The organism is Sphingomonas sp. SP2, assembly GCF_058313385.1.
On sequence record NZ_JBZFLD010000001.1, the window covers coordinates 1,026,584 to 1,050,017 of the forward strand.

At 68.4% G+C, this 23,434-nt stretch carries 26 protein-coding genes; 22 read left to right on the forward strand and 4 right to left on the reverse strand.

Annotation, left to right across the window (positions count from 1 at the left end; translation table 11 throughout):
- Positions 1-43: 43 nt before the first annotated feature.
- The gene (locus AC4GYU_RS05290) at positions 44-715 is read left to right on the forward strand and encodes a glutathione S-transferase family protein (RefSeq protein ID WP_491085847.1); all 672 of its coding nucleotides are present in this window, start codon (positions 44-46) and stop codon (positions 713-715) included.
- On the opposite strand, the gene AC4GYU_RS05295 is transcribed toward AC4GYU_RS05290, so the two are convergent.
- Positions 712-1,287, reverse strand: a complete 576-nt coding sequence (locus AC4GYU_RS05295) for a PilZ domain-containing protein (protein ID WP_491085848.1) — start codon at positions 1,285-1,287, stop codon at positions 712-714. The two genes, AC4GYU_RS05290 and AC4GYU_RS05295, sit on opposite strands and share 4 nt — an antisense overlap.
- A gap of 232 nt (positions 1,288-1,519) precedes the next feature.
- Between AC4GYU_RS05295 and AC4GYU_RS05300 the strand changes: the two genes are divergently transcribed.
- Positions 1,520-1,789 (forward strand): PilZ domain-containing protein, encoded by a 270-nt coding sequence (locus AC4GYU_RS05300; protein ID WP_491085849.1) that lies wholly within the window; start codon positions 1,520-1,522, stop codon positions 1,787-1,789.
- Between the two features lie 10 nt (positions 1,790-1,799).
- Here AC4GYU_RS05300 and ubiG read toward each other — a convergent pair whose 3' ends face one another.
- Positions 1,800-2,522 carry a bifunctional 2-polyprenyl-6-hydroxyphenol methylase/3-demethylubiquinol 3-O-methyltransferase UbiG gene (gene ubiG / locus AC4GYU_RS05305; RefSeq protein WP_491085850.1) on the reverse strand — a complete coding sequence of 241 codons (723 nt, stop codon included), beginning with the start codon at positions 2,520-2,522 and terminating at the stop codon, positions 1,800-1,802.
- A 54-nt stretch (positions 2,523-2,576) separates the two neighbouring features.
- Here ubiG and AC4GYU_RS05310 point away from each other — a divergent pair, with 54 nt between their 5' ends.
- The 7 genes from AC4GYU_RS05310 (at position 2,577) to tilS (ending at position 10,810) form a co-directional block, all read left to right on the forward strand.
- Positions 2,577-3,806 carry an aspartate kinase gene (locus AC4GYU_RS05310; protein WP_491085851.1) on the forward strand — a complete coding sequence of 410 codons (1,230 nt, stop codon included), beginning with the start codon at positions 2,577-2,579 and terminating at the stop codon, positions 3,804-3,806.
- A gap of 17 nt (positions 3,807-3,823) precedes the next feature.
- On the forward strand, positions 3,824-4,804 hold the full coding sequence (locus AC4GYU_RS05315) for an NAD(P)H-dependent flavin oxidoreductase (protein WP_491086884.1): 981 nt from the start codon (positions 3,824-3,826) through the stop codon (positions 4,802-4,804).
- A 73-nt stretch (positions 4,805-4,877) separates the two neighbouring features.
- Positions 4,878-5,786, forward strand: coding sequence for a J domain-containing protein (locus AC4GYU_RS05320; protein WP_491085852.1), 909 nt, complete (start codon positions 4,878-4,880; stop codon positions 5,784-5,786).
- 45 nt (positions 5,787-5,831) lie between these two features.
- The gene (gene ptsP, locus AC4GYU_RS05325) at positions 5,832-8,096 is read left to right on the forward strand and encodes a phosphoenolpyruvate--protein phosphotransferase (protein ID WP_491085853.1); all 2,265 of its coding nucleotides are present in this window, start codon (positions 5,832-5,834) and stop codon (positions 8,094-8,096) included.
- Positions 8,097-8,180: 84 nt separating this feature from the next.
- Positions 8,181-8,975 (forward strand): helix-turn-helix domain-containing protein, encoded by a 795-nt coding sequence (locus AC4GYU_RS05330; protein WP_491085854.1) that lies wholly within the window; start codon positions 8,181-8,183, stop codon positions 8,973-8,975.
- A gap of 39 nt (positions 8,976-9,014) precedes the next feature.
- Entirely contained in the window at positions 9,015-9,881 is an 867-nt protein-coding gene (locus AC4GYU_RS05335; protein ID WP_491085855.1) for a tetratricopeptide repeat protein, read from the forward strand.
- The gene (gene tilS / locus AC4GYU_RS05340; protein ID WP_491085856.1) at positions 9,872-10,810 is read left to right on the forward strand and encodes a tRNA lysidine(34) synthetase TilS; all 939 of its coding nucleotides are present in this window, start codon (positions 9,872-9,874) and stop codon (positions 10,808-10,810) included. Before AC4GYU_RS05335 ends, tilS begins: the two co-directional genes overlap by 10 nt.
- Here the strand turns inward: tilS and AC4GYU_RS05345 are convergent.
- Positions 10,807-11,655: a serine hydrolase gene (locus AC4GYU_RS05345; protein WP_491085857.1), complete on the reverse strand. Its 849-nt coding sequence runs from the start codon at positions 11,653-11,655 to the stop codon at positions 10,807-10,809. The genes tilS and AC4GYU_RS05345 overlap by 4 nt on opposite strands.
- A 206-nt stretch (positions 11,656-11,861) precedes the next feature.
- Here AC4GYU_RS05345 and ftsH point away from each other — a divergent pair, with 206 nt between their 5' ends.
- From ftsH to AC4GYU_RS05360, 3 genes are read left to right on the forward strand one after another with little or no spacing between them, the layout of a single operon-like run.
- Positions 11,862-13,808: an ATP-dependent zinc metalloprotease FtsH gene (ftsH, locus tag AC4GYU_RS05350; RefSeq protein ID WP_491085858.1), complete on the forward strand. Its 1,947-nt coding sequence runs from the start codon at positions 11,862-11,864 to the stop codon at positions 13,806-13,808.
- 41 nt (positions 13,809-13,849) lie between these two features.
- Positions 13,850-14,230 (forward strand): hypothetical protein, encoded by a 381-nt coding sequence (locus AC4GYU_RS05355; RefSeq protein ID WP_491085859.1) that lies wholly within the window; start codon positions 13,850-13,852, stop codon positions 14,228-14,230.
- Positions 14,231-14,247: 17 nt separating this feature from the next.
- The gene (locus AC4GYU_RS05360; protein ID WP_491085860.1) at positions 14,248-14,631 is read left to right on the forward strand and encodes a hypothetical protein; all 384 of its coding nucleotides are present in this window, start codon (positions 14,248-14,250) and stop codon (positions 14,629-14,631) included.
- On the opposite strand, the gene AC4GYU_RS05365 is transcribed toward AC4GYU_RS05360, so the two are convergent.
- On the reverse strand, positions 14,632-15,690 hold the full coding sequence (locus AC4GYU_RS05365; protein WP_491085861.1) for a DUF3667 domain-containing protein: 1,059 nt from the start codon (positions 15,688-15,690) through the stop codon (positions 14,632-14,634).
- Between the two features lie 65 nt (positions 15,691-15,755).
- Between AC4GYU_RS05365 and AC4GYU_RS05370 the strand changes: the two genes are divergently transcribed.
- The 10 genes from AC4GYU_RS05370 to AC4GYU_RS05415 all read left to right on the forward strand — a co-directional run bounded on the left by AC4GYU_RS05370 (position 15,756) and on the right by AC4GYU_RS05415 (position 23,394).
- Positions 15,756-16,415 (forward strand): nicotinate-nucleotide adenylyltransferase, encoded by a 660-nt coding sequence (locus tag AC4GYU_RS05370; RefSeq protein ID WP_491085862.1) that lies wholly within the window; start codon positions 15,756-15,758, stop codon positions 16,413-16,415.
- A complete protein-coding gene (rsfS, locus tag AC4GYU_RS05375) occupies positions 16,399-16,785 on the forward strand; it encodes a ribosome silencing factor (protein WP_491085863.1) in 387 nt (128 codons plus the stop codon). Before AC4GYU_RS05370 ends, rsfS begins: the two co-directional genes overlap by 17 nt.
- Positions 16,786-17,208 (forward strand): 23S rRNA (pseudouridine(1915)-N(3))-methyltransferase RlmH, encoded by a 423-nt coding sequence (locus AC4GYU_RS05380; protein WP_491085864.1) that lies wholly within the window; start codon positions 16,786-16,788, stop codon positions 17,206-17,208.
- Between the two features lie 3 nt (positions 17,209-17,211).
- A complete protein-coding gene (locus AC4GYU_RS05385) occupies positions 17,212-18,357 on the forward strand; it encodes a murein hydrolase activator EnvC family protein (RefSeq protein ID WP_491085865.1) in 1,146 nt (381 codons plus the stop codon).
- A 10-nt stretch (positions 18,358-18,367) separates the two neighbouring features.
- Positions 18,368-19,690, forward strand: a complete 1,323-nt coding sequence (locus AC4GYU_RS05390; RefSeq protein WP_491085866.1) for a S41 family peptidase — start codon at positions 18,368-18,370, stop codon at positions 19,688-19,690.
- Between the two features lie 11 nt (positions 19,691-19,701).
- Positions 19,702-20,190, forward strand: coding sequence for a disulfide bond formation protein B (locus AC4GYU_RS05395; protein ID WP_491085867.1), 489 nt, complete (start codon positions 19,702-19,704; stop codon positions 20,188-20,190).
- A 35-nt stretch (positions 20,191-20,225) separates the two neighbouring features.
- A complete protein-coding gene (locus tag AC4GYU_RS05400; protein ID WP_491086885.1) occupies positions 20,226-20,726 on the forward strand; it encodes a demethoxyubiquinone hydroxylase family protein in 501 nt (166 codons plus the stop codon).
- A 55-nt stretch (positions 20,727-20,781) separates the two neighbouring features.
- Positions 20,782-21,183: a hypothetical protein gene (locus AC4GYU_RS05405; RefSeq protein ID WP_491085868.1), complete on the forward strand. Its 402-nt coding sequence runs from the start codon at positions 20,782-20,784 to the stop codon at positions 21,181-21,183.
- Positions 21,184-21,279: 96 nt separating this feature from the next.
- The gene (locus AC4GYU_RS05410) at positions 21,280-22,086 is read left to right on the forward strand and encodes a DUF1206 domain-containing protein (protein WP_491085869.1); all 807 of its coding nucleotides are present in this window, start codon (positions 21,280-21,282) and stop codon (positions 22,084-22,086) included.
- A 63-nt stretch (positions 22,087-22,149) separates the two neighbouring features.
- Positions 22,150-23,394: a putative DNA modification/repair radical SAM protein gene (locus AC4GYU_RS05415; protein WP_491085870.1), complete on the forward strand. Its 1,245-nt coding sequence runs from the start codon at positions 22,150-22,152 to the stop codon at positions 23,392-23,394.
- Positions 23,395-23,434: the final 40 nt, after the last annotated feature.

Below are 23,434 nucleotides of genomic sequence, written 5' to 3' on the forward strand. Positions count from 1 at the left end.
CTTCGCCTTGCCCCCCGGTGAACCCGCGTTAAAGCCCTAGCCCATGTGGCAGCTCCTGCAATTTCCCCTGTGCCCCTTTTCCCGCAAGGTCCGGCTGGTCATGGCCGAGAAGGGCGTGCCCGCCGAACTGGTGCGGGAAAATCCGTGGGAGCGGCGCGACGAGTTCATCGATCTCAACCCGGCCGGCGAGACGCCGGTTCTGGTCGAGACCGAGCTCGGCATTACCCTTATCGGTAGCCAGCCGATCGCCGAATATTTCGAGGAGACGGTCGACAAGGTCCCGATGATCCACGGCGATTCGTCGCAGCGGGCGGAGATCCGGCGGCTGACCGAATGGTTCGACGAGAAGCTCTACCGCGAGGTGGTCGAACCCTTGATGGTCGAGCGGATGCGCAAGCGTCTGGTCAGCAAGGAGAGCCCCGACACGCGAGTGCTTCGCGAGGCCATGCGAGTGGGCAACAACCACCTCGACTATCTCGATTATCTGCTGGACCACCGGCGCTGGCTGGCAGGGGCGGCACTGAGCCTCGCCGATTTCACCGCGGCCGCGCACCTCAGCGTCATCGACTATCTCGGTGCGGTCGACTGGCGCGGGCACAAGCAGACCAAGGACTGGTATTCGGTGATGAAGAGCCGCCCGGCCTTCCGGCCCTTGCTCGGCGAGCGGATGGAAGTGATCGTCCCGCCGCAGCATTACGACAAGGTCGACTTCTAGGCGGCGTCGCGCCACTTCTCGAGGAGCAGGGCATAGACCGCGGGGTGGATCGGCTTCTCGAAGTGAAGGCCGGCGCGATGGCCCTCGACCCAGCGGACCCGGCCCTGCAGCGCCTCGAGCCCCGGTAGCTGGATCCAGAGCAGATCGTCCTGGCGGGGCGCGTCGACGAAGTTCAGGCAGCAACCCAGCGGGGAGATGTCATTGGCATCGAGCCACTGGCTCCGGCGATACTGGCGACGGACGAGGACCGAGGCTTCGACCTTGGCTCGGTCGACCTGGCGGGCAATGACCTTTTTGTCGTCGATCGGATCGAAGGATAGGCCGACATCGTCCCCGCGGCGCCAGCGGACCACGGCATCGATCTTGCCCTTGTCGCCGACGATCAGGCGGATTTCCTCTCCGCGGAACAGTGGTGCGAGGGTTTGCAGCCGGCAGCCGCCATAGGAAAGGTTCGTCATGACGAAGTTCCAGCGGCTGTCGTCGGGACGGATGAACCAGCCCTTCAGTTTCGATTCGCGACGTTCGGGGCGGGGCGAATGCCCATCGGCCAGTCGTTCAGCGGCGTTGCTCACCGGGAAGCCACCATCCTCTTCGTGCAGCGCTGGTACGAGGACAGGCTGCGGCGATCATGAGCCCCACAGCACCACGGCAAATAAATGGCTGCGGTTAAAGGATTCCTAACGTGCCGGTCATTCCGGTGCAGCAGTGGACGCCGATTAACTTTGCGCCAACGGTCCCGGGTCTAGTGAAGTTTTGCCTGAACGTGTAACGCGGCGCCGCCATTCACTTAGCGGGGTTCCGCGTATGAGTTCGGATGAGGTTCCCCGGAGCGAAGAGCGACGAAGCGCGCTCCTGCGCGGCTATATCCGCAAGAACGGCGGCAGCGTGGAAGCCGCGGAATTCGAGGATGTCTCCGAAAATGGCTGCTGCGTCCGCGGCGAGCATGTGATCGGCGACATCGTCATCGTCACCGTTCCCACCGTCGGCACGGCCGAGGCGCAGGTCCGCTGGGCCATCGGCGGGCGCTCGGGACTTCGCTTCCTGACGAAGCGCGGCGCGTCCGACCCGGCCTGAGCGGGGGCCGTCAGGCCGCGCGGCTGGCCGCCACCAGATAGTTGAGCCGCAGGTCGTCGCTGAGGTGAAGGCCGCGGCTTGGCGAAAAGGCGATGCCGCGGGTCGAGCGCACTTCGAGCCCCTGGGCCGCAAGCATCGCGCCGAGCGCCTCGGGCGGCAGGAACTGGTCATAGGCATGCGTGCCGCGCGGAATCCGGCCGGTACCCTCGGCGAGCGTGATGGTCAGCAGGCGCGAAAGCGGCGTCTTGTTGGGCGTGCTCATCAGCAGCAGCCCGCCCGGTGCGAGCCGATCGGCGAGGCTGCGGATGAAGGCCGCCGGGTCGGCGACATGCTCGACCACCTCAAGGGCGGTCACCAGATCGAACTGCCCGTCGAGCGCGGCGACTTCGCCCGCGACGTAGCGGATGCCGAGACCACTCTGCCCGGCATGGGTTCGGGCCGCCTCGATGAGCTCGGGCGCGGCATCGATGCCGGTCACCGCCGCGCCGAGGCGGGCGAGCGGCTCGCACAGCAGCCCCGCGCCGCAACCGACATCGAGCGCGCTGCGGCCGCTCAGGGGACGAAACGTCCGTTCGTCGGCGCCGAAGTGCCGGTCGATCGCCTCGCGGATGAAGCCGAGGCGGACCGGGTTCAGCCGGTGAAGCATCGCCGAGGCACCCTTGGGATCCCACCAGTCGTCGGCGAGCGATCCGAAGTGCGCGGCTTCTTCGGGGCGGATACTTGTTTCAGCCATGCCCGCCCCCTAACAGGACGCCGCCTTCAACCCAAGAAAGCCGCGCCCGGATAAATGGCCCGCATCGTGATGAAATTCGGCGGAACGTCGATGGCCGGGATCGAGCGGATCCGGAGTGTCGCCGAACGTGTCGGACGCGAGGCGGCGGCCGGGCACGAAGTGCTGGTCGTGGTCTCGGCCATGGCCGGAGAGACCGACCGGCTGGTGCAATTGTGCCGCGAAGCCGCCGCGCTTCATGATCCGCGCGAATATGACGTGGTGGTCGCGAGCGGCGAGCAGGTCACCGCCGGCCTCCTTGCGATGACCCTCCAGAACAATGGCGTCGAGGCGCGCAGCTTCATGGGCTGGCAGCTGGTCCGGGCCTCGGGGACGCACGGCAATGCTCGGGTCGAGACGGTCGAGCGGCAGCATCTCGACGAGGCGCTGAAGGCCGGCGTCGTGTGCGTCATCCCCGGCTTCCAGGGCGTCAGCGAGGATGGCCGGATCGCGACCCTCGGGCGCGGCGGCTCCGACACCAGCGCCGTGGCCATCGCCGCGGGGGTCAAGGCCGATCGCTGCGACATCTATACCGACGTCGACGGCGTCTACACCACCGACCCGCGGATCGTGCCGAGGGCGCGCAAGCTGCCGCAGGTGACGTTCGAGGAAATGCTCGAGCTCGCCGGGGTCGGATCGAAGGTCCTCCAGGTCCGCAGCGTCGGCCTCGCCATGCGCGAGCGGATGCCGCTTCGGGTGCTGAGCGCCTTCGAGGACCGGAGCGGGACCGAAATCGTCGTCAGCCTGAGCGAGGACATGGAAAGAAACGAAATCGCCGGCATTGCTGCCGACCGCAACGAAGCGCGGATCACCTTGACCGGGATCGCCGACAGGCCGGGCACCGTCGCCGGGGCGATCCGCCCCCTGGCGCAGGCGGGAATTGCGGTCGACATGATCGTCCATGCCGCAACTCCGAGCGCGGGCGCCTCGGACCTCACCTTCACCGTCCCGCGGGCGAGCCTGTCGCAGGCGCTGGCCGTGCTCGGCGACTGGAAGGGCGAGATCGGCTTCGAGCGGCTGATCACCGATGACCGGGTCGCAAAGGTCTCGATCGTCGGCGTCGGAATCCGCTCGAACCCGGCGCTCGCGGCGCGGATGTTCGACGTTCTGGCCGAGCGCGGGATCAACCTGCTCGCCGTCACCACCAGCGAGATCAAGGTGTCGGCATTGATTGCGGAAGAGGAATTGGAATTGGCGGTTCGCGTGCTTCACACCAGTTTCGGCCTCGACGAGGAGCGCAGCGCGTGAGCCGTCTCGACACGCTGATGGCACGCGGCGCCGACTTCCTCGGCACCCGCTATGCGATCCTCGGCGGCGCGATGAGCTGGGTCTCCGAGCGCCATCTCGTCGCCGCGATCAGCAATGCCGGCGGGTTCGGCGTGGTCGCCTGCGGGGCGATGAACCCCGAGCTGCTCGACAAGGAAATCAGCGAGACCAGGGCGCGGACCGACAAGCCGTTCGGCGTCAACCTCATCACCATGCACCCCCAGCTCAGTGAGCTGATCGAGGTCTGCGGCCGTCACGGGGTCAGCCACATCGTCCTAGCCGGCGGCCTTCCGCCGGGCGGCGCGATCGACCGGATCAAGGGCACGGGCGCCAAGCTCATCGCCTTCGCGCCGGCGCTGAGCCTCGCCAAGAAGCTGATGCGCTCGGGCGCCGACGCGATCGTGATCGAGGGCATGGAGGCGGGCGGGCACATCGGCCCGGTCTCGACCAATGTCCTCGCGCAGGAAATCCTGCCTCACGTCGCGGGCGACATTCCGGTGTTCGTCGCCGGCGGGATCGGGCGCGGCGAGGCGATCGCCGCCTATCTCGAGATGGGCGCCGCCGGCGTGCAGCTCGGCACGCGCTTCGTTTGCGCGACCGAGAGCATCGCGCATCCCAACTTCAAGAAGGCCTTCATCCGCGCCTCCGCACGCGACGCCGTGCCTAGCGTCCAGATCGATCCCCGCCTGCCGGTGATTCCGGTCCGCGCGCTCAAGAACAAGGAAACCGAGCGCTTTGCCGCCAAGCAGCGAGAGATTGCCGCGCAGCTCGACGGCAAGGAACTGGAGATGGCCGAGGCCCAGCTCCAGATCGAGCATTATTGGGCGGGCGCCCTGCGCCGCGCGGTGATCGACGGCGACGTCGAGACCGGAAGCGTGATGGCCGGCCAGTCGGTCGGCATGGTGACCAAGGAGCAGCCGACCGCCGAGATCATCGCCGAGCTGGTGGCCGAGGCCGAAGCCGCGCTCGCGCGGCGCTGAACGGCCGGTCGCCAGCGCCGGACTTGGCGGCTATAGACGGGTCGACGAAGGAAGAGTCAGGTCGCCGCCGGGGATGATCAATCATTACCGTACCTTGGGGATCGATCCCGCCGCCGACGACCAGGCGATCAGGCGCGCTTATCTTGCGCAGATGCGCCGCTTCCACCCCGACCGGGTGGGGGGCGAAGCCGATGCTGCCAAGGCGCAGGCCGTTGCGGCCGCCTATGCCGTGCTGCGCGATCCCGAGCAGCGCGCGGCCTATGACCGCAAGCGCACGCATTTCCTCCATGGCGAAATGCTCAACGGCAATGCGCAGGGCGGTGCCGCGGTGGCGCGGGCGCGCGGCGGCCATATGGGGCGAAACCTCTTCATCCTGCTCGCCGCGGGCACGGGCTATCTTGCCTATGTCGCCGTCCAGCAATCGACCCCGACGATCGAGCGGCCTGCGGCCCGGACGACCGCGGCCGCGCCCAGGCTCGCCGAGCGCGAGGCGGAGCCGCGGCTCGTCCCGCCCGAACCCGCGCCGGTCGAGGCCGAGCCGCCGCCCGAACCCGAGGTGATCGTGCCCGAGCCGGTCGAGGTCGCCGACGAGGTGGTCCTGCCGCCGCTCCCGACCCTTCCGCCGGCCCGGGTCGCCCGCGCGACGGTCCTGCCGACCGCGCCGCGGCACATTGCCGCCCGGGCCACCCCGGCGCCCACACCGGCTCCGCGCCGTTCGGCACCGGTCGCGGCGGCGGCAGCCACTCCGGCGGCGACGTCGGCGCCGGAGCGCCCGGCGGCGGTCAATCTTGCCGATCTCCAGCGTCACCTGAGGCTGCTGACCGATCAGAGCCTGCGCTACGGGAATGCCAGGAAGCAGGCGCGGGTAGCGGCGACCACCGCACCCTTCACCGCTCGGCTCAACGCCTGCGCGACCGACAGCTGCCGCCGTGATCTTTATCTCAGCCGCAACGCCGAGATTGCGGAGATCATGCGCAACTAGGCGCTGTCGCTTGGAAGCGGTCGGGCTTCCTGTTAGCGCATGCCCATGCCGCTGTCCGCAGCCACCTCCGCCCGCGAGATCCTGACCGGCCTCCATGCCGTCATGGCCCGCCGCGGTTCTGCCCAGGCCAAGCTCGACCATGTCGTCGATCTGATCGCGGATGCGATGCGCAGCGAGGTCTGCTCGATCTACCTGCTGCGCGATTCGGTGCTCGAGCTGTTCGCGACCCACGGCCTCAACAAGGAAGCGGTGCACGTCACCCGCTTGTCGCCGGGGCAGGGCCTGGTCGGCACGATCGCGTCCGAAGGCCGGATCCTCAATCTCGCCGAGGCCAGCAACCACCCGGCCTTCGCCTTCCGGCCCGAGACGGGCGAGGAGCGCTTCCACAGCTTCGCCGGGGTGCCGATCATCTTCCGTGAGCGGGGGATCGGCGTGCTCGCGGTCCAGCATGCCGAGCCGCGCGCCTATGCCGACGTCGAGATCGAGGCGCTCCAGACCGTCGCCATGGTCCTGTCCGAACTGATCGCCGGGGCACGGCTGGTGGACGGGGCCGAGCGGCGCGGCGGGCAGCGCGAGGGCATGGTCCGGGCGGCGGGCCTCAAGCTGGTGGCCGGCATGGCGCGGGGCACGGCGGTCTTCCACCAGCCGCGGGTAGTGGTCGAGCATACCGTCGCCGACGATCCCGAGCTCGAACGGTCGCGCGTCGTCTCCGCCTTCCGCAAAATGCGCGAGCAGATCGAGCATATGACCCGCGAGGCCGAATTCGGCACGGCGGGCGAGCATCAGGAAATCCTCGAGACCTACAAGATGTTCGCCTACGACGAGGGCTGGGTCCGGCGCATCAATGCCGCGATCGACAGCGGCCTTACCGCCGAGGCGGCGATCGAGCGGGTCCAGCAGCGGACCCGGGCGCGGATGCTCGAGATCGACGATCCGATCCTGAAGGAGCGGATGCACGATCTCGAGGATCTCTCCAACCGCCTGATGCGGATCGTGAGCGGACGGATGGGGACCGCGGCGCAGACCGGGCTGACCGGCGACGCGATCCTGATCGCTCGCAACCTCGGGCCTGCCGAACTGCTCGAATATGATCGCCGGCGCCTCAAGGCGGTGGTGATGGAGGAAGGCTCGCTGACCGCCCACGTGACCATCGTCGCGCGGGCGATGGGCGTTCCGGTGATCGGCCGCGTCAAGGATATCGGCCACATCGCCAACGAGGGCGACACGGTTCTCGTCGACGGGAACCAGGGCAGCATCGTCGTCCGTCCGACCCGCACGGTCGCGACCTCGTTCGATTCGCGCATGGCGATGAGCCAGAAGCGACGGGCCGAGTTCGTCGCGCTTCGCTCGCTTCCGCCGATCACCAAGGACGGCTTGCGCGCGACCCTGATGGTCAATGCCGGACTGGCCGAGGATGCCGGGGCGCTCGACCTCACCGGGGCCGACGGCATCGGGCTGTTCCGGACCGAATTCCAGTTCCTCGTGTCTGCCGCGCTGCCCGGGCGCGACGCGCAATATCGCCTTTACCGGCAGGTGCTCGACGCCGCCGGTGACCGGCCCGTGGTCTTCCGGACGGTCGATATCGGCGGCGACAAGGCGCTTCCCTATCTCGCCGACGTTCGCGACGAAGCCGAGAATCCGGCAATGGGTTGGCGCGCGCTTCGCCTCAGCCTCGACCGCTCGACGCTGATGAAGGCGCAGGCGCGGGCGCTGATCGAGGCCTCGGAAGGCAAGACCCTCAGGGTCATGTTCCCGATGATCTCCGAGCCTTGGGAATATGAGGAAGCCCGCGCCTTGTTCGAGGCGCAGGTCGACTGGGTGCGGGCGCGCAAGCCCGGCCCGGCGCGGATCGAATATGGGGCGATGCTCGAGGTGCCGAGCCTGGCCGAAATGCTCGACCAGCTCCTGCCGCGGATCGATTTCCTGTCGATCGGCACCAACGATCTCACCCAGTTCCTGTTTGCCGCCGACCGCGCCGACCCCCGGCTGGCGCTCCGCTACGACTGGCTGAGCCCGGCGATCCTCCGCTTCCTCCGCCGTGTCGCGCGCGAGGCCGAGGCGGCGGGCGTCCCGGTCCGCGTCTGCGGCGAGATGGGCGGGCGACCGCTCGAGGCGATGGCGCTGATCGGGCTCGGAATCACCAACTTCTCGATCACCCCGGCGGCGGTCGGGCCGGTCAAGGCGATGATCCGCTCGCTCGACGCCTCGGCTGCACGAACCAAGGTCGAGGCCCTGCTCGCGCGGCCGCCGCGCGACATGCGCAAGACGCTGATCGATTGGGCAAGGCGGCATTCGGTCGCGCTGGACTGAGCCCGACAAGTTGACGGGGGGACTTGACCCCGCAACAAGGCGCAGGAGCTTGTTGGCGTTCAGGTAAGGGCGGGTCGGTTCGAAATGGATGACGTGACGAACGGTTCGGGGACGGTGGGCGAGCAGCTGCGTGCCGCGCGCGAGGCGCAGGGCATCACGCTCGAGGATGTCGCCGCGCGCACGCGCATTCCGACGCGCCACCTCGAAAGCCTCGAGGCGTCCGAATGGGACAAGCTTCCGGCGCCGACCTACACCATGGGTTTCGCCAAATCCTATGCCTCGGTGGTCGGGCTCGACCGGGCCGCCATTGGCGAGGCCCTTCGCGAGGAACTCGGCCATGGCGCGCTCGCCGCGCGCCCCGAGGCGCAGGTGTTCGAGCCCGCCGACCCGGCGCGGGTGATGCCGCGCTGGCTGGTGCTGGCGACGCTCGTCGCGCTGGTCGCCGTCGCGGCGGCCTTCCTCGTCTATCGCAACCGCCAGCTCGCCGCCGACGAGGTGCCGCCCGCGGCCACGCAGCCTGCGGCGACCACCGCCGCGCCGACCGCCGGTGCCGCTCCGGCGGCGCCCGCCGCGGCCTCCGGCCCGGTCGTCATCACTGCCAACGAGCCCGTCTGGATCCAGGTCCGCGAGCGCGGCGGCAAGACCCTGTTCCAGGCCGAGCTTGCCGCCGGGCAGAGCTACGAGGTGCCGGCTACCGCCACTGCGCCGGTACTCCGGACCGGGCGGCCGCAGTCGATCCGCATCTCGGTCGGCACCGCCGATGCGCCCGCGGTCGGACCGGCCGACACGATCGTCAACAACGTCAGCCTTGCGCCGGCGGACCTGATGCGTGGCCCGTCGGCAACGCCTCCGGCCCCCGCGACCCCGGCGGCCCGCTAGTTCATTGACGGGCAAGCTGCCCACCGACACGAAATGACCATGACCCGACACCTGATGCTGGGCCTTGCGGCCCTCACCATTACCGTTCCTGCCGCCGCGCAGCGCCAGCCCACCCCCGAGCAGCGGATCGACCGCCTCGAGCGCCAGACCCGCCAAATCCAGCGGCAGGTTTTCCCCAAGGGGCAGCCGGCCGACACGGCCGGCGTCGACGACAGCCCGGCCGCGAGCCAAGTCGTGGTGGTCGCCCTGTCGAACCGGATCGATGCGCTCGAGCGGCAGCTCGCCGAGATGACCCGCCTCGCCGAGGAAAATGGTAATCGCGTCGCGACGCTCGAGGCCGAGCTTGCCCGCGTGCGGACCGACATGGACGCCCGCCTCCGCAAGATCGAAGCCGGCGCGTCCGAGGGAGCTCCGGCCAGCGCCGAGCCTGCTGAGACCGCGGCATCGACCCCGCCGAGCCGACCCGAGCCGCGCCCCGAAGTGGCGCCCAAGCCCGTCCGCACCGGCGACGTCACCGCCGATGGTGAGGCGGCCTATGATACCGGCTACCAGCTCTGGCTGCAGAAGAAGTATCCGCAGTCGATCGCCGCGCTCCGGGCCATGGCATCGAGCTTCCCCGGTCATCGCCGGGTCAGCTGGGCCAACAACCTTGCCGGCCGTGCGCTGCTCGACAGCGGCCAGCCGCGTGCCGCGGCCGAGGCGCTCCTCGCCAACTATCGCGGCAATCCGCAGGGCGAGCGCGCCGCGGACAGCCTTTATTATCTCGGCCAGTCGCTGATGGCGCTCAAGCAGTCGGCGCAGGCCTGCAAGGCCTATGCCGAGCTCGAAGACGTCTACGGCAGCAGCATGCGGGGCGAGCTTCGCAGCCTGCTTCCGGCCGCCAAGGCCAAGGCGGGGTGCAAGTAGGAGCCGAGCAGAGGTTCGGCGACCAGCTTCGCCAGCTTGCTCCTGACGGCCGGATCGGCCTCGCCGTCTCGGGCGGTCCCGACAGCCTCGCGCTGCTGCTGCTTGCGGCCGCCGCAGCGCCCGGACGGACCGAGGCGGCGACGGTTGATCACGGCCTCCGCGCCGACAGTGCGGCCGAAGCGCAAACAGTGGCCGATCTGTGTGCCGGCCTGGGCGTTCCGCACAGCATCCTAAAAGTGACCGTCGGTCCCGGGTCCAGTCTCCAGGCCAAGGCACGCGAGGCGCGCTATGCGGCGCTGGCGGACTGGGCGAGGTCGCGGGATCTGCAAGCCGTGGCCACCGGTCACCATTGCGACGACCAGGCCGAGACGCTCCTCATGCGGCTTGCACGGGGAAGCGGGGCAGGGGGGCTTGCCGGGATGCGCGAGGACCGGCCGCTCGCCGCGGGCATCCGCCTGATCCGCCCCTTGCTCGGCTTCCGGAAGGCCGAGCTCGTCGCCCTCGTAGAAGCCGCTGGCCTCGAGGCCGCCGAGGATCCCGCCAATGCCGACCCGCGTCACGATCGCACCCGGGCGCGGGCCTTGCTGGAAGCGAGTGACTGGCTCGATCCGCAGCGCCTGTCGCGCTCGGCGGCGGCGCTGTCGGAAGCGGAGGAAGCACTGCGGTTCAGCGCGGACCGGCTCGCCGAAGAGCATATCCGGGCGGACGGCGATGCGCTCGAGGTCGATGCAAGGGCGCTCCCGCGCGAATATCAGCGGCGCCTCGTGGTTCTGGCGATGATGCGTATCGGCGCGCCCGTCCCGCGCGGCCCCGACCTCGACCGCGCGCTCGAATGCCTGCGCATGGAAAGAAGCTGCACCCTGTCCGGGCTGAAGCTCAGCGGCGGATCATGCTGGCGGCTCGAAGCGGAGCCCAAGCGCCGGGCCTAGTTGGCGAGCGCCATGCCGGGATTGAAGAGCGACGCACGGACCCAGGTCGAGAAGCCGTCGTAGATGGTCCGCGCGGTCTGGGCGATGGTGGTCGGGCGGTCGGTCCCGCCGCGGGCGAAAATCGCGATGGCGAGCCGGCGTCCGGTCGGCAGGGTGATGAAGCCGACGTCGCTGCTGTAATTGTTGAGCGTGCCGGTCTTGTGGGCGATCGGCACTCCGGCAAGGAGGCCGCGGATACGGTTCTTGCCGGTTTGGCAACGAGCCATCACGCCCAGCAGGTAGCTGTGGCTCGAGGCGCTCAGCACATTGCCCTTGTCGATCGTGCGGAGCAGCGAGACCATCGCCAGCGGGGTCGCGCTGTCGCGAAGGTCCCACAGGTCGCGCTTGTCGGCGAGCAGGCGGGCGATGGTGCGATCGACCCGCACCCCGCGGACATTGTTGAATTCGAGCCAGTTCTGGACCGCGCGCGGACCGCCAAGATTGTTGATCAGCTGGTCGGTCGCATTGTTGTTCGAATGGATCAGCATTGCCTCGAGCAGGCTCTGCGCGCTCTGGCTGCCGATGCGGTCGGAGAGCGAGCGGCGGCCATGATCGACCTGGGCAAGGAAGGCGGCGGCGACCGCGACCTTCATCGTGCTCGCCATCGGATAGGCCTTTCCGCCATTGATCGCGATTGTCTCGCCAGTAGCAAGGTCGAGCGCGGCGACGCCGACGTCACCGCTGCGGGTCGCAAGCAGCGAGGCGAGCTGCTGTTCGATCGTCTGCAGGGCCGGATTGGATGCCGCCGCGACCGGCTGGGCGACGGTGAGGGCCAGAATCCAGGCGAAGAAGGCGAAAACGCGCATCCGGGCTCCACAATGATCGGAAAAGGAGGACCAACGTTCCGCGCAGTATCGCGGCGATCGGCCCAACGGTTCCTTAACGCTACGGCGCTGTTCCCTTCTGCGACAAGCACTTGGCGCAGGAGTGAGGCGAGCTGTTGCCAACTTGCGGTGAGTCGAATCCGGCGGCCCCTCTAGGCGGTGGGCTGTCGCTGACCTACATTGTCGGCATGGACGAGAAGAATAAGAAGCCCAACAGCCCCTGGACCAAGAGCCTGCTGATCTGGGTCGGCGTGCTCTTCGCGCTGGTGCTCTTCGCGCAGATGCTCGACGGCGGAAGCCGCGCGACCGCGGGCAACCCGATCGCCTACTCGGACTTCATCCGCCAGGTGGGCGAAGGCAACGTCAAGCAGGTGACCAGTTCGGCCACGACCACCGGCAACCAAGTCATCACGGGCAAGCTCGCCAACGGCGACGCCTTCCGCACCACCGCGCCCTCGGACGCGCAGGTGACCGAGAAGCTGCTCGCGGCCGGGGTGCAGGTGCAGGTCAAGGAAGCCGAGCAGTCGAGCTTCTGGCTGATCCTTCTCTATCAGTCGCTGCCGTTCCTGCTGATCCTCGGGATCAGCTTCTTCATCATGCGCCAGATGCAGAAGAATGCGGGCTCGGGCGCGATGGGCTTCGGCAAGAGCCGGGCCAAGGTGCTGACCCCCAAGGAAGGCCGCGTCACCTTCGCCGACGTCGCCGGCATCGACGAGGCGCGCGAGGAGCTTCAGGAGATCGTCGAATTCCTGAAGGATCCGGGCCGCTTCGCCCGCCTCGGCGGCAAGATCCCCAAGGGCGCGCTGCTGGTCGGCTCGCCCGGTACCGGCAAGACCCTGCTCGCCCGCGCCATCGCGGGTGAGGCGGGCGTGCCCTTCTTCACCATTTCGGGTTCGGACTTCGTCGAGATGTTCGTCGGTGTCGGCGCGAGCCGCGTCCGCGACATGTTCGAGCAGGCCAAGAAGTCGGCGCCGTGCATCGTCTTCATCGACGAGATCGACGCGGTCGGCCGCCATCGCGGCGCCGGCCTCGGCAACGGCAATGACGAGCGCGAGCAGACTCTCAACCAGCTGCTGGTCGAGATGGACGGCTTCGAGGCCAACGAAGGCATCATCATCATCGCCGCGACCAACCGTCCGGACGTGCTCGACCCTGCGCTGCTGCGCCCGGGCCGGTTCGACCGCCAGGTCGTGGTGCCGCGCCCCGACATCGAGGGCCGCGAGCAGATCCTCGGCGTCCACATGAAGAAGGTGCCGCTGGCACCCGACGTCGACGCCCGGGTCATCGCCCGCGGCACGCCGGGCTTCTCGGGCGCCGACCTCGCCAACCTCGTCAACGAGGCGGCGCTGCTTGCGGCCCGCCGCGGCAAGCGGCTGGTCGCGGCGCAGGAGTTCGATGACGCCCGTGACAAGGTGATGATGGGCGCCGAGCGCCGCTCGATGGTCATGACCGAGGACGAGAAGCGCATGACCGCCTATCACGAGGCAGGCCACGCTCTGGTCTTTGCGCACGAGCCGACTGCCGATCCGATCCACAAGGCGACGATCATCCCGCGCGGCTTTGCGCTCGGCATGGTCCAGCCGCTGCCGGAGCGGGACAGCTACAGCTATCACCGCGACAAGATGCACGCCGACCTCGCCGTCGCCTTCGGTGGCCGCGTCGCCGAAGAGTTGATCTTTGGCCACGACAAGGTCTCCTCGGGCGCGCAGAGCGACATCCAGCAGGCGACCCGTCTGGCGCGCGCCATGGTCACCAAGTGGGGCATGTCCGACGCGCTCGGCCCGCTCGACTTCTCCGACGGCGACGAAAGCCCGACCGGCTATTTCGCCCCGCAACAGAAGCGGATGAGCGGCGAGACGATCAAGCTGATTGACAGCGAGGTTCGCCGGTTCGTCGAGGGCGGCCTCGAGCGGGCCCGGCACATCCTCACCGAGCATGTCGACCAGCTTCACCTGATCGCCAAGGCCCTGCTCGAGTTCGAGACCCTCACCGGCGAGGAGATCAAGACCCTCCTCGGCGGCGGGACGATCGACCGCAACACGCCTAACAAGCCGCTGGTCCCGACCGCGGGCGCGGGCATTCCCAAGACCCGCAAGGCAGGCGGGATCGGGGGCGCCGCTCCGGCCGGCGCCTGACCATTCACTTCGCATTCACGGGAACGGCGCATGTCTCTGGCATGCGCCGTTTTCTTTTGCTGGGCCTGTCTACCGCTCTGATCGCTTCGGCTTCCTCGGCGGCAGCGCCGGGCACCGCCCAGAATTTCCTCCAACGGGCCGACCGGCTTCTCGCCAAGGGACCGCTCGCGCTGGTCGACGGCGACTACAAGCGGCTGCAGCGCGAGGGCACGGCCGCGGGCGAAAGCATCAAGGCCGACCGTATCGCCGCCGAGAAGGCTGGGCGACCGATACTCTATTGCAGCCCGAAGCCGCGCGCCCAGCTCGGCAATATGGAATTCGTCAGCGCGCTGCGGCAGATACCGCAGGCGCAGCGCGAGAAGCTCAGCCTCAAGGCGGCGATGCTGATCGTGCTCCAGCGCAAATATCCGTGCCGCCGCTGAGCGGACAACCCGGGGGAATGATGATCCGACCTGCGCTTCTGCTTGCCGTCCTGTTGGTGCCGGCGGCGCCGGCCTTCGCCCAGAACATGCCGCTCCCGACCTTCATCCAACGCGCCGGCGCGCTTGAGAAGCTTGGGCCGCTCGCGCTCCTGAAGAAGGGCGAGCTCGATGAGCTGATGGGCGAGCTGAAGCGCTCGGGCGCGGCGCTCAAGGCCGAGCGACTGGCCGCCGAGAAGGCCGGGCGCAAGCCGCTCTACTGCCCGCCCGCCGACGGCGGCTCGATGGGACCGCAGAAGCTGCTCGCGCAATTGCGAGCGATCCCCGCCGAGCGGGCGCGGACCATGACCACCAGGGACGGAATGCGGCATGTCGCCGTCACCAACTATCCCTGCCGCAAGTGATCAGTCGTAAATCCCCATCACGACGAGGGTGATGGCGAATAGCAGGGCGATTACCGTCGCCCCGCTGCTGAGCATGATCGTCCGCCAGCCGGCCGAGAAGCGCGACAGCGAATAGGCGCCGCGCAGCTGGCGGTACATGTGGACCGGCGGGATCAGGAGGAGGAGACCGGTGAAGCCGAGCCCGGTCAGCCGCCACAGGGTCCCCACCACCACCAGGAAGGTCATGAAGCAGAGCGAATAGGTGACGAACACCGTGTGGTCGTACATCCGGAAGCGCCGCGAGAAGGGGAACATCAGCCACATCAGCGGCAGCGACAGCGGGATCAGCGCCCAGCTGTATTTGTAGCCGTTGCTCTTGAGCTTGTAGAAGAGGAGCTCGGGATTCTTCTTGGCCTTGCGATAGGCGCTGTTGAGCATCTCGACGTTGCTCGACAGGCCTTCGTCCGAAGTGATTAGCGCATCCCCGGTCCCCTCGGTCGAGATCTTTCGGGCGAAGGCGAGGTCCTTCTGTTCCTTTGCGATCTTGTTGGCGAGCGCCGTCGCTTCCGCGCTGTTCCCGGCTCTGACGGCCGCGGTCCGCTGCTGCTCGAGCGCGGCAAGCTTGGCTTCGTCTTCCTTCACCTGGACGGCCATGCCCTGCTTGAGATTGTCGTCGGTGGGGATGGCCATCTTGCCGCCCAGCTGGCTCACCACCGCGAACATCAGGAAGACGCCGAACAGGAAGAGGGGCAGGGGCCCGACATAGGTCGCGCGCTTGCCTTCGATGTAGCTGCGGGTGAGTTCGCCCGGACGCCAGGCGAGCATCGGCAGGGTGCGCCAGATCTTGCCTTCGAAATGGAAGACGCCGTGAAGCAGGTCGTGCGCGAAGGCGCCGAGCGAGCGATGGACGTGGCCATGCTGCCCGCAGCGGTGGCAATAATCGCCAACCAGCTCCGCGCCGCAGTTGAGGCAGGCATGCTCGGCGGTATGTCCGGTGCGGTCGACCCCGTCGTTGGGCTCGATCGCCCGCGCGGCCAGCCCCCCGCTCAGGACGTCGGCAATCGGTTCGACGGCATTCATCGCTGCAAGCACTCCCCTTCGGGCCAATTTGGCAGAGAGGCGCCAGCGCTGCTAGCCCCGGACGCGTGACACGGCGGATCGGACTTCTCGGCGGGAGCTTCAATCCCGCGCATCGGGCGCACCGGGCGATGAGCCTTGCTGCGGCACGGGCGCTCGGGCTCGACGAGATCTGGTGGCTGGTGTCGCCGGGCAATCCCCTGAAGCCCAAGGCCGGGATGGCGCCTTATGCCGCCCGCCTCGCCTCCGCCCGGCGGCAGGCCCGGCGTTCGATCATCAAGGTCAGCGACCTCGAGTGCCGGTTGGGCACCGTCTACACCGTCGACACCGTCCGCGCGGTGATCGCGCGCTACCCCAACGACCGCTTCATCTGGCTGATGGGCGAGGACACTGTGGCGCAATTCCACCAGTGGAAGGATTGGCGTCGGCTGGCCCGAACCCTGCCGATTGCCGTAATGAGCCGTCCGGGGTATGATGACGACGCTCGCACGGCCCGCGTGGCGAGCTGGCTTCGGCGCTTCGTCCGGTCTCGGAGCCAGCAAGGCGAATGGACGCGTTGGAGTGCCCCGGCGATCGTCTTCCTGAGGCTTCCGCCTGACCGTACTTCCGCAACGCAGCTCCGCGCCGCTGATCCCCATTGGCACGAACGATCCGGCCGCAACATGGTCGGGCACTCGTGCGTTCCCATTAGTGAAAGAAACAGGAGAGACCTTGGCCGACACCCCTGAACAGGCCGGCGCCCGCGCGCAGGCTTCCGTCGAAGACCTCCATGCCGCAGTGATGCGCAGCCTCGACGACGATCAGGCCCTCGAAGTCGTCTCCATCCCGCTCGCCGGCAAGTCGAGCATCGCCGACTATATGGTGATCGCCTCAGGACGCTCGACCCGCCAGGTCGCCAGCATGGCGACCAAGCTCGCCGACCGGCTCAAGCAGGATTATGGCAAGCTGGTCCGGATCGAGGGCCTGCCGACCGCCGACTGGGTGCTGATCGACGCCGACGACATCATCGTCCACCTCTTCCGCCCCGAGGTCCGCAGCTTCTACAATCTCGAGCGCATGTGGGCGTTCGGGGACGAAAAGGCCGCGGCGGCGGGCTGATTGCTCCTCCACGTCATCGCGCGGGGCAAGATCGGGCGTTCGCCCGAGGCTGACCTCGTCGATCGCTACATGAAACGGCTGACCTGGCCGGCGAAGGTGACCGAGCTGCCCGACCGGGGCGGAACGGTCCCGCCGCCGCTGAGCCCGTGCGTCACCGTGCTGCTCGACGAACGCGGCAAGGCGCTGGCGTCGAGCGATTTTGCGGCACGGCTCGAGCGGTGGCGCGACGAGGGACGGCGCGAATGCCGCTTCCTCATCGGCGCGGCCGACGGCCACAGCGACGAGGAACGCGCCGCGGCCGACCTCCTGCTGAGCTTCGGGCCCGCGACCTGGCCGCACATGCTGGCGAGGGCGATGCTTGCCGAGCAGCTCTATCGCGCCACGAGCTGGCTTGCCGGGCACCCCTATCACCGGCAAGGCTAGGCCATGCGCCGCGTCAGCCTCGTCCTGCTCGCTCCCGTCCTCGCTTCCGCCGCCGACCCCGTGACGGTCGCGCAGCGCGAAGCGGATGCCGCGGCGCGCGAGCAGCAACGCCTCGAACGCTCGGCCGATGCGGCGCGAAGCACGGCCGAACGCGCCGCCGCCCAGTCCGCCGCGGCGGCCCAGGCCATCCTCGCCATCGATTCGCGCGTGGCCTTGGCCGAGGCGCAATTGCTCGATCTCCGGCGCCGCAAGGAAGTGCTCGATCGCCGGCTGGCCGAGGTCCGGCGTCCGGCCTCCGCGCTGCTCGCCGGGCTCGCGCAGGCGGGACGGCAGCCGGCCTGGCTCGCGCTTGCGGGCGCCGGGCGCGCCGACGAACAGGTGAGGCTCGCCGCTTTGGCCCGTACCCTTGGGCCCGAAGTCGAGCGCCGCGCCGCCAGTCTCCGCAGCGAAGCCGAAGCGCTGGCCGCGATCCAGCGCCGGCAGCAGGCACTCCAGGCCGGTCTAATCCGAGACCGGCAGGCGTCGATCGATGCCCAGCAACGTTTCGCGGCGCAGGAGAAAAATGCGCTCGCAGCCGCGGCGACGCAAAGCCGGCAGGCCTTTGAAGCGACCGATCAGGTCCTCGACCGAAGCGAGCGGCTGCGGGCGCTGGCAAGTGATGCCGAGCGGCGTCGGCAAGCGGTCCGGCTGGCGGCGGGCCTCGCCGAGCTTCCGCCGTCGACCCCGCGTCCCGGCGGATCGGAAGGCGAGGTGCTTCGCCCGCCCTTTGCCTGGCAGGTGCCCGCCAGCGGCAGCGTGACCGTCGGTCTCGGCGAACTTCTCGACAATGGCGTCCGGGCCCGGGGCATGACCATTGCCGCCGCGCAAGGCACTCAGGTGGTCGCGCCGGCTCCCGGCCGGATCGCCTTCGCCGGGCCCTTCCGCCGCCGCGCCGGGATCGTCATCGTCGATCATGGCAAGGGCTGGCTGACCCTCCTCAGCGAGGTCCGCCCGAACGTTCGCGTCGGCGACTCGGTCGCGGGCGGGCAGCCGATCGGCCGGGCGCTCGGTCCGGTCACCGCGGAATTGTTCCGGGACGGCACGGCGGAGCCCGCTGCCCTCATCGCCCGTTCATCGGACGCGCTATTAAGTCGCCGCACAACTGGCTAGAAGTGAAGACATGATCCGCAAGCTGCTTCCGCCCCTGGCACTCGTCGGCGCCCTCGCGCTGATCCCGGTCACGACCGCGACCGTCGCCGCCGCCGATGCCGACACCTACAAGGAGCTGGAGACCTTCATGGGGGTCTTCGAGCGGGTTCGCGCCAATTATGTCGACAAGGTCGACGATCATCAGCTCATCAAGGGCGCGATCGAGGGCATGCTGGCCAGCCTCGATCCGCACAGCAGCTATCTCGAAGCCTCGGACTTCCAGCAGCTCAAGACCACCACCGACGGCAATTACGGCGGGCTCGGCCTGTCGGTCACGCAGGAAGACGGCACGGTCAAGGTGATCGCCCCGACCGAGGACACGCCCGCCGACCGCGCCGGGATCAAGGCCGGCGACTATATCACCCACCTTGACGGCGAGCTGCTCTACGGGCTCGACCTCGACCAGGCGGTGGAGAAGATGCGCGGGCCTCCGGGCAGCGCGATCAAGCTCACCATCGTCCGGCCCGGCCGCGACAAGCCCTTCGATGTCACCCTTCGCCGCGAGCGGATCGAGCTTCGTCCGGTGAAGTGGGAGATCAAGGAGGGCGTCGGCGTCCTCAACATCAACCAGTTCTCGGCCAATGTCGGCGACCAGGTCGCGGCGGCACTGACCGCCATGGACAAGGCCGCGGGTGGCAAGCCAATCGGCTATGTCGTCGACCTGCGCAGCAATCCGGGCGGCCTGCTCGACCAGGCGGTGTCGGTCAGCGACGCCTTCCTCGAACGCGGCGAGATCGTCAGCGAGCGCGGCCGGGCCAAGGACGACATCGAGCGCTTCTACGCCCGTCCCGGTGACCTCACCGGCGGCAAGCCGATCATCGTGCTGGTCGACGCAGGCTCGGCCAGTGCTGCCGAGATCGTCGCCGGCGCGCTTCAGGATCACCGCCGCGCCCTCGTCATGGGCGAGCGCAGCTTCGGCAAGGGCTCCGTCCAGACCGTCATCCAGCTCGACCAGAATAGCGCGCTCCGGCTGACCACGGCCCGCTACTTCACGCCGTCGGGCCGTTCGGTCCAGGCGGGCGGGATCGATCCCGACATCGTCGTGCCGCAGCTCAGCGACCCCGATTACAAGGATCGGCCGACGGTCCGCGAGGCCGACCTGCGCCGGCATCTGATCAGCCAGAATAAGGTCGACGACAAGCTGCTTGAGAAGGACGATGCCGTCGATCCGCGCTTCCAGGTGACCGCCGCCGAGCTCGAGAAGAAGGGGGTCAAGGACTTCCAGCTCGACTATGCGGTGAAGGCGCTTCGCCGTCTTGCAAGCGGCCCTGCGAGCCTGACCAAGGCCCGGTGATGGACGCCCGCATGACGTCCCTCGCGGCGGTGGGCGGCGAAAGGGTCCGCCTCGCCCAGTGGCTCGCGCTTGCGGTGCCTGGCGCGCTGTTGCTCGGTGCCCTCGGCTCGCAGGTGATTGGCGGGCTGGTCCCGTGCGAGATGTGCCTGTGGCAGCGCTGGCCGCACCTCGCCGCCATCGTCCTCGCCGGCCTGTCCTTCGCCGTCCCGCGCCAGGCAAGGCTGCTGGTCGTGCTTGCAGCGCTCGCCATCGCCGCCTCGGGAGCGATCGGGGTCTTCCATGCCGGGGTCGAGGCGGGCTGGTGGCCCGGTCTTACTACCTGTTCGACCATGGCGAGCGGCACCAGCACGGCTGACCTCCTCAATGCCATTCGCGCGACCCCTTTGGTGCGCTGCGACCAGGTGCAATGGTCCTTCGCCGGTCTGTCGCTGGCCGCCTGGAATGCCATTATCTCGCTGTTTTCCGCAGGAGTGATAACGTGGCTGGTGGCAAAGCGTTGAGCAGCGGCTGGAAGCCGGGCGACCGGGCGTCCGACATGCATTCGATGCTTCGGGTCGACCATGCCGGGGAATATGGCGCGACCCGCATCTACGCCGGGCAACTCGCGGTCCTTCGCGGCTCGTCCCCGGCAGCGCATCTCGTCACCCACATGGCGGCGCAGGAAGAACGGCATCTCGCCCGCTTCAATCAGCTCCTTGCCGAGCGGCGGGTCCGTCCGACCTTGCTTCAGCCGCTGTGGCACGTCGGCGGCTTCGCGCTCGGCGCCGTGACCGCGCTGATCAGCGAGAAGGCCGCCATGGCCTGCACCGATGCGGTCGAGACCGAGATCGACCTTCATTACGCCGAGCAGCTCGAGGAGCTGGGCGACCGCGATCCCGAGCTCGCTGCGGATATCCGCCAGTTCCAGGCCGAGGAGCTCGAGCATCGCGACACGGCGCGCGAGCATGGCGCGCTCGAGGCGCCCGGCTATCCGCTGCTGAGCTTCGGTATTCGCGCCATCTGCAAGGCCGCAATTGCCATTTCCAAGAAGGTCTAGGCGCGGGAACGCACCTTGGCCCCGTGCGCTGAAGCGCTTGAAAGGACGAGATACGATGAACATTCGCCTGCCCCTCGCGACCATGATCCTGGCCGGTGCCGGGCTCGCCGCCGCGCTTCCCGCGACTGCGCAGCAGGCGCAGGTCCGCACCCGCGAGATCATCGTCTACGGCACCGATCCCTGCCCGCGCTCGACCGATGACGAGGCCGTCGTCTGCGCCCGTCGCCCCGAGAAGGAGCGCTATCGCCTGCCCGAGGCGCTTCGTCCGAGCGGCCCGCCGCAGGTGACGCAGAGCTGGGGCGTCCGTTCGAAGCAGCTGGCGACCATTGGCCAGACCGGTCCGGGCACCTGCTCGGGCGTCGGCCCCGGCGGCAATGTCGGCTGCGCGCTCAAGGACATCCAGCAGGGCGTCGCCGAGCGTGAAGAGCAGGACGCGGCCGACGTCGCACCGCGCTGAGTGACGCTGGGGCCCGTCCCTGGCGGACGGGCCGTTGCAGCGACGGAACGGACGGCATCAACATGCATTGGCAGCCTCGACAGGAGGCTTTGAACAATGCGGACCGACCCGAGCGCCACGCTCACCATGCTGACGAGGATGGGCTTTGCCGCCCGCGGCCTCCTCTACGTAATCATCGGCATGCTCGTTATCCGCAATGGCCGCGCCGAGGATCCGATGGGCGCGCTCGAACTGCTCGCCAACGGCAGTGGCCGGATCCTCCTCTACCTCGTGATCGCCGGCTTCTGCGCCTACGGCCTGTGGCGCCTGAGCGACGCGGCCTTCAACATCGAGCGGCACCCTGATGACAACAAGGGGATCCGCGAGCGGATCGGCGCCGCGGCAAGCGGTCTCGCCCACCTCTTCCTCGCCTGGCAGGCAGTCCGCCTGCTTCAGGGCAGCAAGGGCCTCAGCGCCGGTAACAATACTGCCGACAAGGCGGGCAGCGCGCTCCAGCTTCCCGGCGGTGACCTTGCGCTCGAGGCGGCCGGGCTGGTCCTCCTCGGGGTCGGAATCGGCCAGTTCATCAAGGCCTGGAAAGCCAACTTCCTCGACGACCTCGAACCGCGCATGGCTTCGCAGCCGTGGGCGCGCTGGATTGGGCAGGGCGGCTATGCCGCGCGCGGGCTCGTCTTCCTGATCAGCGGCGTCTTCCTGTTCGGCGCTGGGCTGAAGGAGCGCGCGGGCGAGGCGGGTGGCATGGCCGAGGCGCTGACCTGGCTGAGTTCGCCGTGGGACGTGATCGTCGCGGCCGGCCTGCTCCTGTTCGGTCTCTACAGCCTCATCGAAGCCCGGTTCCGGGTGATTCACGACGTTCCGGTGGAGGGCGCCGTCCGCAAGGCCCGAAGCAAGCTTCCTGTCTGAGCTAAGCGTCGGAAACTAACGGAAAAGCTTGCTTCGGCCACGAACGGAACATATACCGAACACATGGCGCAGCTGGACACGCGAGAGAAGCTGGCGATCCTCGCGGACGCCGCCAAATATGATGCCAGCTGCGCTTCCAGCGGGACTTCCAAGCGCAACAGCGTCGGCGGCAAGGGGCTGGGCTCGACCGAGGGGTCGGGCATCTGCCACGCTTATGCGCCCGACGGCCGCTGCATCAGCCTGCTCAAGATCCTGCTGACCAACAGCTGCGTGTTCGACTGCCATTATTGCATCAACCGCAAGAGCTCGAACGTTCGCCGCGCCCGCTTCACCGCGCAGGAAGTCGTCCAGCTCACGCTCGCTTTCTACAAGCGCAATTACATCGAGGGGCTGTTCCTCTCCTCAGGCATCATCAAGTCGTCGAACTATACGATGGAGCAATTGGTCGAGGTCGCTCGGTCCTTGCGCGAGGATCACGACTTTCGCGGCTACATCCATCTCAAGACCATTCCCGATGCCGATCCTGAGTTGGTGCGGATGGCCGGCCTTTACGCCGACCGCGTTTCGATCAACGTCGAACTTCCCACGGTGCCGGGCTTGAAGCGTCTCGCGCCCGAGAAGAGCGCGCCACAGATCGAGGGCGCGATGCTCGGGATGAAGGGCGCGATCGAGGACGGGAAGGACGCCCGCAAGAAGTATAAGTCGGCGCCGAATTTCGCGCCCGCGGGCCAGTCGACCCAAATGATCGTTGGCGCCGACGCCGCGACCGACGGCGACATCGTGCGCAAGGCGAGCACGCTCTACGATCGCTTCAGCCTTCGCCGGGTCTATTATTCGGCCTTCTCGCCAATCCCCGACGCCAGCGCCGTCCTGCCGCTGCAGCGACCGCCGCTGATGCGCGAGCATCGCCTCTACCAGTCGGACTGGCTGATGCGCTTCTACGGCTTCTCACCCGAGGAAGTGGTCAGCGCGGCCGAACCCGACGGCATGCTCCCGCTCGACATCGATCCCAAGCTCGCCTGGGCGCTCAAGTTTCGCGAGCATTTCCCCGTGGACGTCAATCGCGCCAGCCGCGAGCAGCTCCTCCGCGTCCCCGGCCTCGGGACCAAGGCGGTCGACCGGATCCTTCGCTCGCGCCGCTTCCGCACCTTCTCGCTCGACGACGTCGCGCGCCTGACCGTGAGCGTCGCCAAGATCCGGCCGTTCATCGTAACCAGCGACTGGCGGCCGACGTTGCTGACCGATCGCGCCGACCTCAAGCGCTGGATCAAGCCCGAGAAGCACCAGCTGGAACTCTTCGCCGCGTGAGCGACGCCAACGGCCGCTGCGGCAACCCCGCCGATCTGTT